This is a genomic window from Nitrospiraceae bacterium (assembly GCA_035623075.1).
Taxonomy (GTDB): Bacteria; Nitrospirota; Nitrospiria; order Nitrospirales; family Nitrospiraceae; genus DASPUC01.
In genome coordinates, this window is the sequence record DASPUC010000035.1 from 1 (window position 1) to 16,917 (window position 16,917).

General features: G+C 56.5%; 19 protein-coding genes and 1 tRNA gene. 11 read left to right on the forward strand and 9 right to left on the reverse strand.

The annotated features are described in order from the left end of the window. The coding region (locus VEI50_11800) for an integrase core domain-containing protein (GenBank protein HXX75807.1) at positions 1 to 103 on the forward strand (103 nt) is incomplete at its 5' end. 230 nt (positions 104 to 333) lie between these two features. On the opposite strand, the gene VEI50_11805 is transcribed toward VEI50_11800, so the two are convergent. After that, positions 334 to 409: transfer RNA gene (locus VEI50_11805), tRNA-Met, on the reverse strand. 167 nt (positions 410 to 576) lie between these two features. On the opposite strand from VEI50_11805, the gene VEI50_11810 reads away from it, so the two are divergent. Together VEI50_11810 and VEI50_11815 are read left to right on the forward strand one after the other, a co-directional pair. Then, the gene (locus tag VEI50_11810; protein HXX75808.1) at positions 577 to 1,182 is read left to right on the forward strand and encodes a hypothetical protein; all 606 of its coding nucleotides are present in this window, start codon (positions 577 to 579) and stop codon (positions 1,180 to 1,182) included. A 38-nt stretch (positions 1,183 to 1,220) separates the two neighbouring features. After that, positions 1,221 to 1,778, forward strand: a complete 558-nt coding sequence (locus tag VEI50_11815) for a histidine phosphatase family protein (protein ID HXX75809.1) — start codon at positions 1,221 to 1,223, stop codon at positions 1,776 to 1,778. Here the strand turns inward: VEI50_11815 and VEI50_11820 are convergent. Genes VEI50_11820 through VEI50_11830 form a run of 3 tightly spaced genes read right to left on the reverse strand, consistent with a single transcriptional unit; the run spans position 1,775 to position 4,765 of the window. Further along, a complete protein-coding gene (locus VEI50_11820; GenBank protein HXX75810.1) occupies positions 1,775 to 2,518 on the reverse strand; it encodes a dTMP kinase in 744 nt (247 codons plus the stop codon). The genes VEI50_11815 and VEI50_11820 overlap by 4 nt on opposite strands. Then, complete coding sequence (gene tmk, locus VEI50_11825; GenBank protein HXX75811.1) at positions 2,466 to 3,215, reverse strand: dTMP kinase; 750 nt, start codon at positions 3,213 to 3,215, stop codon at positions 2,466 to 2,468. Before tmk ends, VEI50_11820 begins: the two co-directional genes overlap by 53 nt. Beyond that, a complete protein-coding gene (locus VEI50_11830; GenBank protein HXX75812.1) occupies positions 3,212 to 4,765 on the reverse strand; it encodes a Ppx/GppA phosphatase family protein in 1,554 nt (517 codons plus the stop codon). The genes tmk and VEI50_11830 overlap by 4 nt, the downstream gene beginning before the upstream one ends. A gap of 286 nt (positions 4,766 to 5,051) precedes the next feature. Between VEI50_11830 and VEI50_11835 the strand changes: the two genes are divergently transcribed. Beyond that, the gene (locus VEI50_11835; protein ID HXX75813.1) at positions 5,052 to 5,915 is read left to right on the forward strand and encodes an SDR family oxidoreductase; all 864 of its coding nucleotides are present in this window, start codon (positions 5,052 to 5,054) and stop codon (positions 5,913 to 5,915) included. Between the two features lie 27 nt (positions 5,916 to 5,942). On the opposite strand, the gene VEI50_11840 is transcribed toward VEI50_11835, so the two are convergent. The 5 genes from VEI50_11840 to VEI50_11860 all read right to left on the reverse strand — a co-directional run bounded on the left by VEI50_11840 (position 5,943) and on the right by VEI50_11860 (position 9,432). Further along, positions 5,943 to 6,338 (reverse strand): cytochrome c maturation protein CcmE, encoded by a 396-nt coding sequence (locus VEI50_11840; GenBank protein ID HXX75814.1) that lies wholly within the window; start codon positions 6,336 to 6,338, stop codon positions 5,943 to 5,945. Between the two features lie 141 nt (positions 6,339 to 6,479). Further along, complete coding sequence (locus VEI50_11845) at positions 6,480 to 7,658, reverse strand: hypothetical protein (protein ID HXX75815.1); 1,179 nt, start codon at positions 7,656 to 7,658, stop codon at positions 6,480 to 6,482. Positions 7,659 to 7,679: 21 nt separating this feature from the next. After that, positions 7,680 to 7,892 (reverse strand): hypothetical protein, encoded by a 213-nt coding sequence (locus tag VEI50_11850; GenBank protein HXX75816.1) that lies wholly within the window; start codon positions 7,890 to 7,892, stop codon positions 7,680 to 7,682. 61 nt (positions 7,893 to 7,953) lie between these two features. After that, positions 7,954 to 8,652: a hypothetical protein gene (locus VEI50_11855; GenBank protein HXX75817.1), complete on the reverse strand. Its 699-nt coding sequence runs from the start codon at positions 8,650 to 8,652 to the stop codon at positions 7,954 to 7,956. A gap of 66 nt (positions 8,653 to 8,718) precedes the next feature. After that, complete coding sequence (locus tag VEI50_11860) at positions 8,719 to 9,432, reverse strand: chlorite dismutase family protein (GenBank protein ID HXX75818.1); 714 nt, start codon at positions 9,430 to 9,432, stop codon at positions 8,719 to 8,721. A gap of 161 nt (positions 9,433 to 9,593) precedes the next feature. Here VEI50_11860 and VEI50_11865 point away from each other — a divergent pair, with 161 nt between their 5' ends. The 7 genes from VEI50_11865 (at position 9,594) to alaS (ending at position 16,912) form a co-directional block, all read left to right on the forward strand. Continuing rightward, positions 9,594 to 10,187 carry a hypothetical protein gene (locus VEI50_11865; protein HXX75819.1) on the forward strand — a complete coding sequence of 198 codons (594 nt, stop codon included), beginning with the start codon at positions 9,594 to 9,596 and terminating at the stop codon, positions 10,185 to 10,187. 22 nt (positions 10,188 to 10,209) lie between these two features. Then, positions 10,210 to 11,505, forward strand: coding sequence for a competence/damage-inducible protein A (locus VEI50_11870; GenBank protein HXX75820.1), 1,296 nt, complete (start codon positions 10,210 to 10,212; stop codon positions 11,503 to 11,505). Continuing rightward, positions 11,502 to 12,113 carry an RNA 2',3'-cyclic phosphodiesterase gene (gene thpR, locus VEI50_11875; GenBank protein HXX75821.1) on the forward strand — a complete coding sequence of 204 codons (612 nt, stop codon included), beginning with the start codon at positions 11,502 to 11,504 and terminating at the stop codon, positions 12,111 to 12,113. Before VEI50_11870 ends, thpR begins: the two co-directional genes overlap by 4 nt. 31 nt (positions 12,114 to 12,144) lie before the next feature. Continuing rightward, entirely contained in the window at positions 12,145 to 12,537 is a 393-nt protein-coding gene (locus tag VEI50_11880; GenBank protein HXX75822.1) for a hypothetical protein, read from the forward strand. A gap of 193 nt (positions 12,538 to 12,730) precedes the next feature. Continuing rightward, positions 12,731 to 13,804 (forward strand): recombinase RecA, encoded by a 1,074-nt coding sequence (recA, locus tag VEI50_11885; GenBank protein ID HXX75823.1) that lies wholly within the window; start codon positions 12,731 to 12,733, stop codon positions 13,802 to 13,804. Next, positions 13,782 to 14,282, forward strand: coding sequence for a regulatory protein RecX (locus VEI50_11890; protein ID HXX75824.1), 501 nt, complete (start codon positions 13,782 to 13,784; stop codon positions 14,280 to 14,282). Before recA ends, VEI50_11890 begins: the two co-directional genes overlap by 23 nt. Further along, positions 14,279 to 16,912: an alanine--tRNA ligase gene (alaS, locus tag VEI50_11895; protein ID HXX75825.1), complete on the forward strand. Its 2,634-nt coding sequence runs from the start codon at positions 14,279 to 14,281 to the stop codon at positions 16,910 to 16,912. The genes VEI50_11890 and alaS overlap by 4 nt, the downstream gene beginning before the upstream one ends. Positions 16,913 to 16,917 lie beyond the last annotated feature (5 nt).

Here is a 16,917-nt window from a genome sequence, read left to right on the forward strand (position 1 = left end):
GCTCGTGGAGTGCTGGCGGCAGACCTACAACCGGATTCGGCCCCACAGCGCCCTGGGCTATCGTCCGCCGGCACCGGAAGCCATCGCGCCACGGTGCGCGTGAGTCACATTGCAAGTGGTACAACTACAGGGGGCAGGTCAAGTACATTCAAGAGCAGGCCGGTCATGGTTCCATCCAGGTCACGATGGATACCTATGGGCATCTGTTTCCGAGTGGGGATCGCGGATGGGTTGGTCAGTTGGATGAGACAGGGGGACCGGTCAAATCCGCAACCCAGCCGCAACCTGCAAGGGGTGTGGCGGAGCAGGGGAGTCCTAAGTCGTTGGGTTCATTGGTGGCGGTGACCCGGATCGAACGGGTGACCCGCGGCTTATGAGTCCGCTGCTCTACCAACTGAGCTACACCGCCACAGGGAGGGATCTCAACAAAGCGGAAAAGCATGATACTTGAACACTCTTGAACGTGTCCACTGTGGGAGTCCTGTGGTTCGTTTATCCATGCCTTCGACGACTCACTGGCCGGTTAGCCTATACGTCGGGATTGGTTCTTCGCGCCTATTCCTTTACACTTGGCCCATGCAGATCATTCTTCCTGAATCCTGCGAGCAGGCATTGCTCGAGCGGTTTCTCAAAGCAGAAGCGATGGCATTGTGGACGGTGCAGTCCGCTCAGGCTCAGCAGATTCATGATGCGCCGCCGTACGTGCTTCCGTTTCTCCGTCGTCATGAGCAAGATGAAGCGGCTCATTTAGAAGAATTCGAGCGGCGGTTAGCCGCCCCTCCCCGGAAACGGCACCAGCTGCCGCGTGTTCCAAGGCAGTGGCCGGCGCTCGCCGTGCACCTTCTTGGATATGAGGCCTTGGGATTGGAGTTTGCGAAGCTGCTCGCGCAGGTTCAACCTGACCTTGGTGCAATTCTCGAAGACGAGTTGATCCATGTGGGATTTTTTGAAAAGGAGGTCGCACAACTGCTCCTGTCAGGTGGATCTCCGGCAAGAGAAGCACGGCAGTCGGCGCGAGCCTGGTGGCGCCGGTTGCCTCGCACGGTCGATCGGTATCTGGAAGGAGCGAGTCTGGCCCCATATCGATGCGATCTCCGTGACGGGATTCTTGTGGCAATCGGAGGGCGGTTTACCATGGTCGGGCTGTTCGATCCCGATGAAGTTCCCGCTGGTGCATGGTGAGAGGTTACTTCCCGGCCTGTTGAAGGAGTCTTTGGCTCATGAGTGAGGACAACCGGATCGAAGAGAAACATCTTCTACGGTGCATTCTGTTTCGGCATGGCATTGCTGCAGACCGGGAGGAGTGGGCGGGAAAAGATGCGGATCGGCCCCTCACTGACAAGGGAAAGCGAAAAGTCAAGCGAGCAGCTATGGGGCTGAAACGATTGGGCGTACGCCCGACCCACATAGTGACGAGTCCATTGATTCGTGCGGTCGAAACGGCAAAAGTGTTGCGTGATGTCTTGGCCGGTCGATCGGTATTACAGGTGGCTGACGAATTACTCCCTGACGTATCACCGGAGAAGGTCCTTGTTTTGCTCAACAAGCTCTCACCAGGATCATATGCTCTTTGTGTCGGTCATGAACCCCATCTTGGCCTGACTGCGAGTGTGCTGTTGTCCGGACGACAGACCCCCGCCTTTCCTTTGAAGAAAGCGGGTGCGTGCTTGATCGAATTGCCGCTTTCGGCCAAACTGGGTCGAGGCCGGCTCGTCTGGTGGCTGACTCCCAGCCAGTTACGAGCGATTGGAAAGGAAAAGAGCAACGCAGAGGATTAAGTTGTCGGGCTGGGATGGGCTACGCTGTCGACCAGTACGGCTGGACTTTCCAAGTGATTCGATAGGAGAGGCCGGATCTTGTTCTGCAGCTCTTCTTGAATCTCTTCCGGCGATTTGCGAGCGTCGATCACTTCAAAGTTAAATTCCTCAGTCATCTTGTCGAATTCCTCGATCAGCAGCGACTGGTATTTTTTGAAGCTGTCGTAAAGATCTCCTCCGAGACGCAGGTCCATTCCGGATTCCCAGAAGTTCATGCCCTTCGATTCGATGACACGCAATACCAAGGTTTCAACGTCGATGCGCAAGTAACAGACAAGATCGGGCACGAGGGCAAACCCGAAGACATCTCGAACCCATCTACGATCTCCGCTCCGGACAAAATCCCGCGCCAGCGCCGTATAGATGTATCGATCGGCCAGCACGATGAACCCAGACCGAAGGGCCGGAATGACCTGATGTTCCAGGCGATCGGCAAAGTCGGTGGCATAGAGCAGCGTGAACGACCAGCGATCGAGGATGTTGCCTTCTTTCGCCATTTCGATCGTCTTGGACATCAGGTTGGACCGAGTCCAGCCGGTCGTCATGACGCCGTAACCCTGCACCTCGAGCCATTCCTGCAACATCTCGATATGGGTGGAGCGGCCCACGCCATCCGTTCCTTCGATGGCGATCAGTTTGCCTTTGAGGTCACTCGGATTTAGGTACGTCAAACCGTCGCCAAAATACTGTGCGTCGACCATGGGTTCCTCGTCGTGGTTTGTAGTCTATCAAAGCGGCCTCGACAACGCGGCGCATCTCGTTCTGCTGCTCGGCAATATCTTTGGTCGCATCCATCGTGATGAGGTCGAACTCATCGACGATCTTGTCATACTGAGCGAGGATACGAGATTGGAAGATACGGAAACTCTCCGTAACGTCCTGGCTCAGGTTCATGTCCATCCCGGCCTCGTAATACTTGAACTGGCCCCTGGTCCCTCCGAGTAAACGGGAAATCGCGATTTCAATCGGCACCTTGAAATAAAAGGCCATGTCCGGGCGAATCGCGAAGCTGTAGAGCTTGCGGACCCATTCGGGAGAAACCCCACGAACGACGTCCCGGGCGAACGCGGTGTACATATATCGGTCGGCGAGCACGAGCATGCCGGCTTTGAGCGGCGGAAGGATGTCATGATACAGCCGGCTGGCAAAGTCGGTCGCATGCAGCAAGCTGAACGTCGTTGGGGTGAGGCTCTTGGTCTTCTTCCCTCGTTTCGTCGTATCCTTGACCAGGTCGGAAGAATTCCATTCCGTGAAGAAGACTTTGTGCCCTTTGGACTCCAGCCATTTGTGCAATAAAAGGAGCTGCGTGCTCTTGCCTGAGCCGTCGATACCCTCGACGATAATCAGCTTCCCAGGGTAAGGATGAGAGGTCGATCTGGCCGCTGGGTGGTCGCTCATGCTGCCTCGTCTTCTTCTGTTGATGCCGTAAACTTAACCCGTCGACGGAAGACTTGCTCGAAAAGATCCGCGCGGCCTTTCGCAGCCCATGTCTCTAGAACGGCATCGCCCGTCACGTGCAGGTGAATGGTGATGGTCTTACCGAGCTTGACGTCGAGAGTACGGACGACGGAAAAGTGTGTTCGATCCAGGGCGTCCGCGATTCGAAGAATGGCGGACAGGAGACGAACGACTCGCTTTTTCTTACTCGACAGCAGCTCGAACCCTTCGTGTTTCTGATGTGGAACGGCGCGCCGGTGATAGCGGGCGACGTTGGCGACGACGTGAATGTCATCGCTGGAGAGTCCTCCCAACTCGCTATTCACGATCAAGTAGTACGCGTGTTTATGGTGTTGCCGCTCATTGATGAGATAACCGATATCGTGAAGGATGGCGGCGTACTCGAGCCACGCACGTTCTGTGGAACTGAGTTTATGGAGGCGTTGCGTTTGATCGAAGAGACGGAGCGCGAGACTTGCGACGTGCAGGCTATGCACTTCGGGTGCTTGGCACCGACGGGCCAGCGCGACGACGTTCCGACGACGAAGATCGGGAATTTCGGCCTCGGCTTTGAGGCGCTCGCGGTGCCGGTCGATGAAGTCGAAGATGACACCCTCGCGAATTGCCTTATCGCAGAGGGTGAGCTCGTCTTGTCCGGACAGTTCCATAAGCCTGCGCAAGACCAGCGAGGCCGGTAAAAGGGTATCGGCCCGCTTCGGATCGAGGCCCGGAATAGCCAGGCGCGCTTTGATGTTCGACTGGGCGAGGTCGGCTTCAATTTCACGGACATCTTTGAGGGAAATCTTCGTCAGGTTCAATTGGATTAAAGGCCGGTTCGTACGGCGCAAGTGCACGATCTCAGCGAGGTTGCCCGCCATGCCAGAGGTTGCGACTAACGAATCGAAGCGTTTTATTTTGAACGAATTCAAGGCAGCAGTCAGTTGTGCGGTCACAGTGTCTTCAAGGGAACGGAGAATGTTGATAGCAGGAGGTGTTCGTTGAAGGAACTGATCGACCAGGCGGATTGCGCCGAGTTTCAGGCTTTTTGCATGGAGGAGTTGGTCCCGATTGCCCGCCATGAGCTCAACAGAGCCTCCTCCGACATCAACTGCGAGAGTCGGCTGATCCGTTAAGGGGATGCTGTTCTTCACCCCAAGGAAAATCAAACGCGCTTCTTCAATGCCGCTGACGACCCGGACCTTGAGCTGAGTATGTTTCGCGACAAGATCGATGAAATCGCCTCCGTTTTGGGCTTCCCGAACAGCGCTGGTCGCGACACCGACGATTCGATCGAACCCCTTATTCCTAGCCAATGTGACCAAATTGCGAAGTACATCTAACGCTCGAGTCATGGCGTCATGGGAGAGATGCCTGGTCGTGAAGGCTCCGTTGCCCAGCCGGGTCATATCTTTGAACCGATCCACAATTCGATAGCTGAAATCAGGCAGGACTTCGGCCAGGACCATGTGGATGGAGTTCGTTCCGATGTCGATGACGGCAATCTTCGGCATGGCAGATAATAGTATCAATAATTTATAGGGTATTGCACAGGGAATTTGCGAGTATGAACAAACAGCCACCCGCCCCTTGTTGTGGCGCAGGCGACGTAGCCCAATCCTCATCCGAACGGAGGAGGACCATGGTTAAACGATCGTGCTCTGTCAAGGCATGAATCTATTAAGTTTGAGTTACATCGATAATCTTTCCCTGTACCCTATGCGCTCGTGCTAGGCTGCTGGAATCTCGATCGGAACAAACACTAACCTCTGCTTATAATCTGTGCCAAATCCTTCGACCATGCCGGCTGTCGTGATTACCGGTGCCTCAACCGGTATTGGAGCTGCTTGTGCCGGCTTCTTGGCTGATCATGGTTTCCAGGTGTTTGCCGGCGTGCGCAATCGTGAGGCCGGTGAGGCCTTAGCCAACGGCCGGAGCCTCCGGTTGATCCCGATCCCTCTCGACGTAACCGAGGAAGCTTCTATTCGGAACGCAGCGGATCGAGTGACTCACCATCTCGGTCATGCCGGTCTAGCCGGTCTGATCAACAACGCCGGAATTGCAGTCGGGAGCCCCCTTGAAGTGATATCGATCGATCAATTACGACGGCAGTTCGAGGTCAATGTATTTGGGCAAATTGCGGTCACGCAGGCATTCCTGCCGTTGCTTCGGAAAGGACGCGGGCGCATCGTGAACATGGGTTCGATTGCGGGTCGCGCCACGATCCCACTGATGGGACCCTATTCCGCGTCAAAGTTTGCCTTAGAGGCACTCACGAACGCGTTACGTCTTGAGCTGCAGCAGTGGGGAATACAGGTGTCCGTTATCGAACCGGGAGCCATTGCGACACCAATCTGGGAGAAGTCAGTCAACGCTGCGAGGGATCTCGAGGTCGCAGACGATTCATCCGCTGCAATCGGCTATACGGAGCTGATCATGCGGATCAAAGAAACGGTGGAGAAGGCTGCAGACCGGGCGATCCCGCCTGATGCCGTTGTGCGAGCCGTCGTCCATGCATTGACGGCATCACGCCCGCGCACGCGTTATCTGGTGGGAACCGATGCGAAAATTCGGGCCTGGATGGTGAAGTGGTTGCCGGATCGCCTGAACGATCGACTGCTGACGTGGATTTTAAAGCTACCTCGTGAGGGGAGCAGGTTGTGACGAGATCGGGCAAGAGGAAGAGGTGAATCAACCAACTAGATCGGGATTGAGACGGTTCACTGGCTTGATGGATGTGGCCTTGATTTCGTTGTAGATGATGGTTCGCCCCGCCTGACGAAGACGACTAAACACTCCTTCGACAATCACTTGATCACCTTCTCGTACCTCAGCCTGACCGAGGCTGATCACCTTCAGCGTTCCCGCATGATCCTTGAGCAGGAATCCGTAAGCTGGCTGGCCTTGCCGATTTGTCGCCAACTGAAGATTGGTGACTTGGCCCGTCACGACAATCTCCTGTCGATCATACTGTTCGGGATGCGCGAGCAACTCGGCAATTTCCAGCAGGCTCGCTGACAGGCCAACTGCCGACATGATGATGAGGAAAGCGGGAAGAGCAAGAAAGGATATGCGCCAAGAATACATATGGTCGTATTATATCGTCGTTTTGTCGAAATTCAAGGGAACAATTGGAGGAGATCTCGGGGACTCCGCCTGAAAGATGAATTCGTCGAGGAGTTGCGATGGGGGGATTAGGGTGGGAACTTCGAAGCCGAGTATGTACGATTATGATCGGCGGCTGCCGTGGAGGTCCGGGTGGCTCTCGCCGAGCATGCTCCTCAGGACATGTTCTCCCATTTCTCCCAGGACCGGCTCGGCGGGTTTTTCTTCCAAGAGTCCCCCAGATTCAGACTTCGCTCTTGGTGCGATACGGGCAAGGAGCGCTTCTTCGAGGGAGGCGGGAGAGCTATCCAGTTCAGCCATGATGGCGGCAAGCCGCTGCAATCCGAACAGCGAGCGCGCTAATTCGGAATGGACCGCGTTCGAGCTGGCGCTATGCACCAATGACAGCCAGAATTTGGCTTCCACATCCTCGGCGAGATTTCCCCAAGCCAAGGCCGTCAGTTTCTCGAGCAGCGCCGACTCCGTTCGTTCCAGTCCATCGTATGTCGAGAGGGATCGTTCGATCGGCGACTGAGCGAGAACCGAAAATGTTTCATTCCAAAGATCGAGGGGGGGTGTTGTCGAACCTTGACCCGGTGCGTCTCGCTCGATCAAGGTCTGCAGCGTCTGGAGATATTGCGCCAGATACTTGACCTTGCGCGCGGCCAAACTGCCTGCGGGAATTCCCCAAATATGGCCGATTTCGTGATCGTGGATAGGCGTATGGTTCGCGGTGTGGCGCTCGCGCTCGGCAAGATCCAAACGTTTGCGATACTTTTCCGCAAGCCGCAGGTGAGTTTGTAATTCAATTCCCAGTCGTTGCCGCTGGTACTCCTCGGAAGTGATCTCGTCAGCATCCCATCGCCGGTCCAACGCACGGATGGCCGGTTTGGGAAGCGCTGCGCGAGCCTGAGATTTGAGGGCGTCGACTGCCTCCCGGTCCAGCCCAAAACGAGATCGCAACAGCTCTTCGGCCCGATTGGCCATGGCGTCACGGAGTTGGGCCAGTCGCTTGAGAGATTCGCATTGCAGCCATGTTCGTTCACGTGTGAGTCGGGCGTATCTCCGATACTCATCGCGCTTGTCCTGGACGGCCTTGATGGCTTCCTTTGTGATCATGTTATGCGTCGGTTTTGTCCCTGCCACACATCGGGGATCCGGACGATCCGCCGCCATGTACTCAATTTCTTCCGTGGTGACGTCGAAGTATTGCAGCAGGATGAGCCGCAGCATGATGCGACCCTGGATGGGCATCTTCGCGATTGCTGATTCGATTGTGGCAACGGTGAGGGGAGCAGCCATGAAGAGGTTCCAATTCTGCGGCTAGGCGGTGCCCGACTGTTGGGCTTCTAAATACGTCGCGACGTATTCGCGGATATCCTGAATGGTTCCAGAACTGAACAATTCGCGAGGAATTTCCACGCGCGTCAGGGTTGCGGGATTTACCCCTCGTTCCTTCGCGTATTCCTCGTCGATGTACAGGCTCACCGATCCGTCGGGGAAGCGGATGGCGTATAAGGCATTGTTATCGCTCATCGAATCGACGGCCTTTGTGACGAACTGCCCTGTCTGCCTCTACAGGTAACACAGGGTTTGTTCACCTGTCAAAGCGCCTAGGCCGCTCCAGGTCGGCGGTTTCGTCAAAACACCGGTGCCGCCACAAGATATACCCAGTGAAGATGGCCAGCGTGATCAGGAGCGTGATACGAACTCGACCTGGGCCAAAGCAGGTCAGGTTCACGATCGCGTTGGCCATCCCATAAGCGGCATAGAGAAGATAGAGGAAAAGCGACCAGCGGCGAAGGCGGAGAAAGCCAAGACCCACCGCGGTATGTAACGCGGGAGAAACGGCCTTGGTGGCAACTCCCACGACCCCGGCCGGTTTTGTGCAAAAGAACGGCAGCAAGTACTCTGGGTTGTTAAGGATGATGATCGAGTCATTGACCGCACTCAGGAGAAAGAGCGCGCCTAGAAAACGAATATCATGTCCCCGTTGCCACACTGCACGCCAGGTGCGAAGGAAGCCCCATTGTTGGTCGCTCGGGCCGAGGTAGGCATCATAGCTTTGGAGGGCCAACCACGGGAGCACCAGCAACATGAAGAAAAAGATCTCGGCAGCGCGGCCGGAAACGTAGCCAAGACCACCGCTCGCGGCAGCCAAGGCGAGTGTCATCATCAAACAGGTCAGACCCTGCCTGTATCGCTTCTGGATGAATTGTCCCAAACCGGGGAGGAGCGTGGACAAGAAAGCAGCGCGAGGATCAACCGGCGATCGGTGGGGAAGCGACACCGTCATGTCAAAAAACAAACGGCCTTCGATCGTTCCATCGAAGGCCGTTCGGGAATCATAAAGTGAGATTCGTCATCCACCGAGCGTATCGAGCGCTTCCTTGAGGCTCCGGCGGATACAAGTAAAGATCGGTGTATCACGAAGTGTATAGCGGGAGCCTTCAGTCTCGCGCAAGGCCATGACGAGATCGAGAAAGTCTTCCGGCTTGTCGCTCTCGAACGCGACCACCCATTCTTGATCGTCCAACCCGAAGGAGTAGGTCGTATTCAGCTTGACGGAAGGGAAGCGATGGCCGACTTCGATATGCTCGTCCATCATGCCCTGCCTTGCCGCCTTCGTGAGCAGGAACCATTCGCGGGTTTTCAGGAACGGGTAGACGAAAATGTATTTTGCCTTGCCGGGGACGACCGTCAGCCGCTTGCTCTCCTGATTCTCATGAGTGTGGTGATCAACGTAGATGGATCGCTTTGTCATCGACAAGTATGAATAGGGTGTGCTGAGGTATTTGCCGAGTCCTGAGGCCTGGACCTTCGTGCTCATTTCCTGGAAGAGTTCGAGTTCGTAGCTGATACGCCAGAGCATGATATCGCAGTCTCCGCGGATTCCGACCGTCGAATACGCGATCACGAGTACCTTGCCGCTGTACTCTTCGATCGCCCGCACGAATTCTTGCTTGCCTCTGGTGCGCTCGTCCTCTGGAAGGCGGCGCCAAGCCGGATCGATTTTATAGAAGACGAAATTGACGTATTGGCGTTTGGGGGCTGGAGTCTGCTCAGGGCTCGACATCGGAACTCCTCCGTGCAACTTCTTGAAAAGGCACGGTAAGTCTAGAGTTCTGTGTTTAGCACTTCATCTTTCGATTTGTCAACGGGCGAGAGGCTCCAGCGATCTGCGTTGACAGGGCGAAATCGATCTGGTACTGGCATCAACGGATATAATCCCGACACATGTACCAAAACACGACCCGCATCGTTACCGCGCTCATTTTAGTTTGCCTGTCTGAAGCGATCGGCTGGACGATCGATGTCCAACCAACTCCTGACCAGATTCAGGCGGCACTCGATCGGGGTAAGGAAGCAGCTGAAAAGCGAAGCCCGCCGGACTCGTTTTACGCGCGGTTCGGTGCCACGGACGAGCTGCATCCGAACGGGTTTCTGATCACGAAGATGGGAGGCTTGTCGGTCATGGCGACACACATGGCCTTACGAGGATTGCAACCCACGGAGGCCGACGTATCGCAGGTGTTGGAAGGGAAGACCATGTTGGTCAGCACGGTGATTTTCGGCAATGTGCCGAACTTCGCGGTGGACAGTTATATGGTGCTTGATCAGGGCGGGAAGACGATCAAGCCTGTGACCGTGCGATTCGACGGGCAGGCGAACCGCAGCGCCGCTTGGCCTGAAAATCCCCGGTTCAAGGCGAAAGTCGTGGCATCGTTCAACTATGCCGATTTCGACCCGTTGGCCAAGACGAACATTACGGTCTTTCCGGCCAACGGAGGTGAAGCAACCTTCACGCTGAATTTTTCAGAGATTCATTAGTTCCTACAACGCTCTGCCATCCATGCCAACATCCGCAGCCCTGCCACTCATCGCTGAAACCATTGCCATCGGGACTGAGCTTTTGATCGGCGGGAAGTCCGATGCAAACTCCCTGTTCTTGGCTGAGGAACTCGGCAAGCTAGGCATCGAAGTCCGATTCAAGTCGGTCGTGGGCGATACTCGATCGGATATTGCGCTTACCATCGGGCATGCAGCAAAGCGTGCCGGAGTGGTCATTATGACCGGCGGCCTTGGTCCTACAATGGATGATTGCACAAGAGAAGCAGTCGCTCACGTAACGGGCCGGCGACTCGGTAAGCGGAAGGATGCGTTGGACGCTCTAAGAGCCCGCTTGGCCCAGTGGGGTCGAACGCCGAGTAGGGGACAGTTGCGACAAGCGATGATTCCCTCAGGAGCGACCGTACTGGCCAATCCAGTCGGGTCGGCTCCGGGCTTTTGCCTCACCTGGAAAAACTCTCTGATTGTGTCTTTGCCTGGTGTGCCGAGAGAGATGGAGGCGATGATGGTCCAGAAAGTGATGCCGATCCTCACCTCGAGACTCAAGGACACCAAACAGATGGCGACACCGATCGTTCGCCAGGTTTTTCACACATTCGGTCTTCCGGAAGCAGATGTCGACGCGAAGTTAAAAGGGCTCGTGCCCGATAGAATGCCGGTCGATCTGGGCTTCCTGGCCTCGCCGATGGGCGTGCTTGTCTCGCTCACGACCAAATCTGGAGCTCGCAAGAGCAGGATCGCGGAAGACCTTCTTCATCCGCTCGCGCGGCAAGTCCGTGGCCGATTGAGTGAATGGCTCTTTGCCGAGGGGCGCGAGACCATGGAAGAAATCGTCGGTCGATTGCTGACGAGGCACGCTCTGACTCTGGCTGTGGCTGAATCCTGCACCGGTGGCTTGATCGGCCATCGGTTGACGCAAGTGCCTGGCTCATCGGCGTATTTTGATCGAGGGGTTGTCTGTTACAGCAATGGGGCAAAGATGGAACTGCTGGGTGTTCCGACGAGCCTGCTTGAGAAGTATGGAGCGGTAAGCGCGTCCGTGGCAGCCGCCATGGCGAATGGCATACGGGAACGGAGCGGGACTGATATCGGTCTGAGTGCGACCGGCATCGCCGGTCCCGATGGCGGAACGGCGACCAAGCCGGTGGGCCTGGTCTTTGTTGGCCTGGATGGCGGAGAAGGAGGAACGATTACAAAAGAATTCCGTTTCCATGGTGACCGCCATGTGATCAAACAACGGTCCTCGCAAGCGGCTCTTGACTTGCTTCGGCGCTGGCTGATTGACAGAGAATCCAAATGATCCGGGCCTTTATCGCGGTCGAGGTCAACGATGACCTCCGCAAGCAGATTGCCCAGGTGCAGCAGGAACTCCGGCAACGACTCAGCAGAGAAGGTTCGAGAGATGTTCGCATTTCCTGGGTCCAACCAACCGCGATTCATCTTACGATCAAGTTTCTCGGCGACATCGACGAACGGCTTGTCGATGACATGCGAGCAGCCATCGAGCAGGTCCTGAGAGAACACCGATCGATCCGGATTCCCCTCGAACGATTCGGAGCGTTCCCACGCCCGCACCAACCGAGGGTGCTCTGGGTTGGTGCGTCAGAACAGTGGGAGCAGAGTGAGGACGCTCAACGATTAGCCTCGCTCCATCGAGGAATCGAGGACTGTTGTGCAACGTTCGACTTTGCCCACGACAGTAGACCTTTGAGCCCGCATTTGACGCTGGCTCGGATCAAAGAAGGGGAACGTCACGTTGGGCAGACATTGGCCAAGACTAGCGTGATGGACCGACCACTCTCATTGGGATCACTCTTGCTTGAATCCGTCGTGTTGATGAAAAGTGAACTGCGACCAACCGGGCCAGTGTATACAAAGCTGTGGGAGGTTGCCCTTGCCCGTCCTTGACGGCTCGTCGAGGCGTTTATAAGATGTTGCCATGAAGCTCGTTCTTCCGACCGCAGCTCTTCTCATGATGATGACTCTCCCCGTCTGGGCAGGCAGGTCCGATGAGTTCGATGCCGATCAGCCATTTAATGCGGCGGTGACAAAGCACCTCTTGCGGTCATGGTTGAATCATGCGCTGGATGTTCTCGACGACTATCTGGAGATCACGGGTACCTTGACTCCTGATCAGCCGAAGGGCGACCGCAGAAGCAGTCTGCGATTTCGGTTCTACCCGGAAGGGAAATCAAAATCCGATGATTCGATCACCGCTGAGGGGTGGGTTGATCGGTCTCCCGACGGCCACCATCAGGAATTTCATTTCAGATTCACTCTTCCTGAATCCTCTTCACGGAACTCCTTCGAGCAGTTCGAGCACGTTCTGTAGCCTGCCTTTGACTGGCGGTGTTCCGTTCGATGATGTCTGAGGGTGCCGGCCGTCTTCTGTTGCGCGCGAAATCCCAGTATTTCGGGGAATTCGGAAAAGATAGACCGTGGCCTGTTGGGAGTCTGGGCTAGGTTTCCCCTTCCCGCTTCGGTATAATCGCCGCGCCTGATGTTCACTAACGTAGGAGACCTTCATGGCAGAAAAAGACGATAAAAAGCGCGCGCTGGATTTAGCCCTTTCCCAGATCGAAAAACAGTACGGGAAGGGAGCAATCATGAAACTGGGTGCCGAGGAAAGGCAGGTCGACGTTCCGGCGATTTCGACTGGATCGTTGGGCCTCGATATCGCACTCGGTGTCGGAGGCTTGCCACGCGGGCGCGTGATTGAGATTTTCGGCCCGGAAGCTTCGGGTAAAACGACGATGACGCTCCACTGCATCGCCGAAGTCCAGAAAACCGGTGGGGTGGCGGCCTTCATCGATGCGGAGCATGCACTGGACCTGACCTATGCGAAGAAGTTGGGCGTGCAAGCCGACGAATTGTTGGTGTCCCAGCCGGATACTGGAGAACAGGCTCTGGAAATTGCTGAAACACTCGTGCGCAGCGGGGCGATCGACTTGATCGTCATCGACTCCGTCGCGGCGTTGACCCCTCGGGCTGAGATCGAAGGCGAGATGGGCGATGCCCACATGGGTCTTCAAGCGCGGCTCATGTCGCAGGCGTTGCGGAAACTTACGGCGGCGATCGCGAAATCGCTCACGACGGTGATTTTCATCAATCAAATCAGGATGAAACTCGGTGTAATGTTCGGGAACCCGGAAACGACGACCGGCGGCAATGCGCTCAAATTTTATTCCTCGGTCCGTCTTGATATTCGCCGGATCGAGTCGATCAAAGAAGGCCAGGATGTCATGGGCAGCCGTGTCCGTGTGAAGGTGGTCAAGAACAAGATGGCACCGCCCTTCAAGCAGGCGGAGTTCGACATCATGTTTGCGGAGGGCATTTCGAAGACAGGCGAGTTGATCGACGTGGGGGTGGAGAAGCGCCTGATCGAAAAGTCCGGCGCCTGGTACTCCTATAAAGGGGAGCGGATCGGTCAGGGCCGTGAGGCGGCGCGCGACTATCTCAAGCACAATCCGGGAACGGCTCGGGAGATCGAGGCGAAGCTCCGCGAACTGGCCGGCATACCGGTGCGTGGGGAGAGGAAAGTCGACGCGAAAGACGAGAAACCGGCCGCCAAGGGTGATGAAAAACGGGGGCACCGGTAGACGGATCGACCCGTCGCAGCCGAACCAATGGCTGCGCCTTGCGGTGCGGTATCTCGCTCGCTGGGACCGCACCGCAGCTCAGGTCGAGCATTTTCTCAAGGACAAGGGCGCCACGCCTGCTCAGGTCAAGCAGACCATCAGTCGATTGTCCGAGCTTCGCTATCTCAACGACCGCGCCTATGCGCAACGCTGGATAGAAGGCTGCTTAGCCAGGAAGCCGATGGGACGGTTGCGGGTCAAGGCTGAATTATTGGCGAAAGGCGTTGCCGAGTCACTTGCCGATCGTACCATTCGCGAGGTGTTACGAGGGGTTGATGAAGAAACCTTGGCGCGCCGAGCGCTCACGGGCAAGCAGGGACGGGGTGGCCGGCTCGCCCCGATGAGGGCAGCCCGTCTCCTACGTCAGCGGGGTTTCGAAGAGGAGACGATCAACCGTATTATACGAATTCGCAGTGAGGCCACGGAAATTGATGCATGAAGAATAGCGCCCAACAACTCCGACAGGCGTTCGTGCAGTACTTTGAACAACAGGGGCATCAGGCCGTGCCCAGCTCGGCGCTGATTCCCCAGGCCGATCCCACCCTGCTGTTCACGAATGCCGGGATGAATCAGTTCAAGCGGGTGTTTCTTGGCGAGGAAACTCGTCCTTATAAACGAGCTGTGACGGTTCAAAAATGTTTGCGGGCGGGCGGGAAGCATAACGATCTTGAGAACGTCGGCTACACGCGACGTCACCATACGTTTTTCGAAATGCTCGGCAATTTTTCCTTCGGTGACTATTTCAAAGAGGATGCGATCAAGTTCGGCTGGGAATTCCTGACGCAGACCGCGGGTTTGGCCAAAGACCGGCTGTGGGTGACGATCTTCCGAGAGGACGATGAAGCGGACCGGTTGTGGAAACACATCGGGGTTCCGGCCTCGCGCATCGTGCGTTTTGACGAGAAGGATAACTTCTGGCAGATGGCCGATACGGGTCCCTGCGGTCCTTGCTCGGAGATCCATTTTGATCAAGGTCCGTCCGTTCCCGGCGATGATAGACCGAACGGCCAGGGCGACCGCGTCATCGAGATCTGGAACCTCGTGTTCATGCAATTCAATCGGGATGCGTCGGGGAAGTTGCATCCGCTGCCGAGGCCGAGCATCGATACCGGCATGGGACTGGAACGGTTGACGGCTGTGGCGCAGGGTGTGTTCAGCAACTACGATAGCGATCTCTTCATGCCGCTGCTGACCGTCATCGCAAAGCGGGCCGGGACGCAGTACGGAAAGAAAGATACGGTCGATCGCTCCATGCGCGTGATTGCGGACCACCTGCGCGCGATCACCTTCTTGATGGCGGACGGGGTGTTGCCTTCGAACGAGGGCCGTGGCTATGTGTTGCGCAGAATTCTTCGTCGCGCCGCGAGGCATGGACGGCTTCTCGGCATCGTCGAGCCGTTCTTGCACGAATTGACCGCGACGGTGATCAACCAGATGGCTGGCGCCTATTCAGAGCTCCGGAGTGCGGCCGGCACAATTATCGAGGCGACGCGGGGCGAAGAAGAGAGGTTTATCGCCACACTCGATCAGGGTCTCCCAATTTTAAACGACATGATCACCAAGACTCGGTCTACCGGTCGGAAAGTTTTATCCGGGACCGATGTCTTCAAACTTTACGATACCTATGGGTTTCCGTTGGACTTGATTGGGGAAGCCTGTCGTGAACAGGACATGAGCGTCGATGAGCAGGGATTCGATCAGGCGATCGAAGAACAACGCAACCGTGCGCGCAAGACCGGCGGGTTCGAGCAGGAAACCGCCAGGCCGGCCGTCACCGAGTTGGCGAAACGGGTCGGAGCGACCAAATTTATCGGCTATGACCGTCTCGAAACCGACAGTGTGTTGCACGCCATCCTCAAGGGTGAGCGGATGGTGAAAGAAGCTGCTGAAGGGGAGGAAGTCGAAGTCGTGTTGGATGTCACTCCATTCTATGCCGAAGGCGGTGGTCAGGTCGGTGATCAGGGGGTGCTCATTGGTCCAGAGGGGCGAGTCGAGATCAAGGAGACCACGAGACCGGTACCAACGCTGATCCTCCACAAGGGGATGGTGAGCAAGGGGCGTATTCGCGAAGGCGAACAACTGCACCTGACAGTCAATGCGACGACAAGACAGGATGCAGCCAGAAACCATACGGCGACCCATCTCGTCCACGCAGCATTGCGCGATTTGCTCGGACCTCATGTGAAACAATATGGCTCGCTGGTCGGGCCGAACCGGCTCCGGTTCGACTTCGCGCATTTCAGACCGCTCTCGTCCCGGGATATCGACGATATCGAAACAATGGTCAACGACGAAGTCCGAAAGAACGAGACGGTGCAGACCGAAGTGATGAGCATTCAGGATGCGGTGGCCAAGGGCGCGTTGGCGTTCTTCGGAGACAAGTACGGTGAGCAGGTTCGGGTTGTGACCGTCGAGTCCTTCAGCAAGGAGTTGTGTGGAGGGACCCACTGTCGTCATACCGGTGAGATCGGAATGTTCCGCATCGTGTCCGATACGGGTGTTGCAGCCGGTGTGCGGCGCATCGAGGCCCAGACTGGGAGTGGCGCGTTTGCCCTGATGAAAAAGCTCGAGGCTGATATTCGTGAGTTGTCCGAGCTATTGAAAGTCAATCAGTCCGAGTTGGTTGCCAAAACCCGCAAGGTCATGTCGCAGCTGAAGGACAAGGAGCGTGAGCTCGAAGAGCTGAAACTCAAGATGGCCAGCGGCTCAGCCGTGGCCTCAACCGCGAAGACGATCGCTGGTGTGCAAGTTCACGCGCAACGGACCGACGGATTAGATGTGAACGGCATGCGGGCGCTGGCGGATCAATTGCGAGACAAGCTCAAGAGCGGCGTTGTTGCCCTAGGTGCTGCAACGGAAGACGGCAAGGTGTCATTGCTCGTGGTCGTGACGAAGGATCTGACCGGTAAACTCAAGGCCGGGGACCTTATAAAGGTCATGGCGGCGGAAGTGGGCGGCACCGGCGGCGGACGGCCGGAAATGGCCCAAGCCGGGGGCAAGGACCCTTCCCGGTTGGACGCTGCGTTAGAAAAAGTCTTTGGCCTGGTCGAAAACTCCCTCCAGCGGTAAACTGA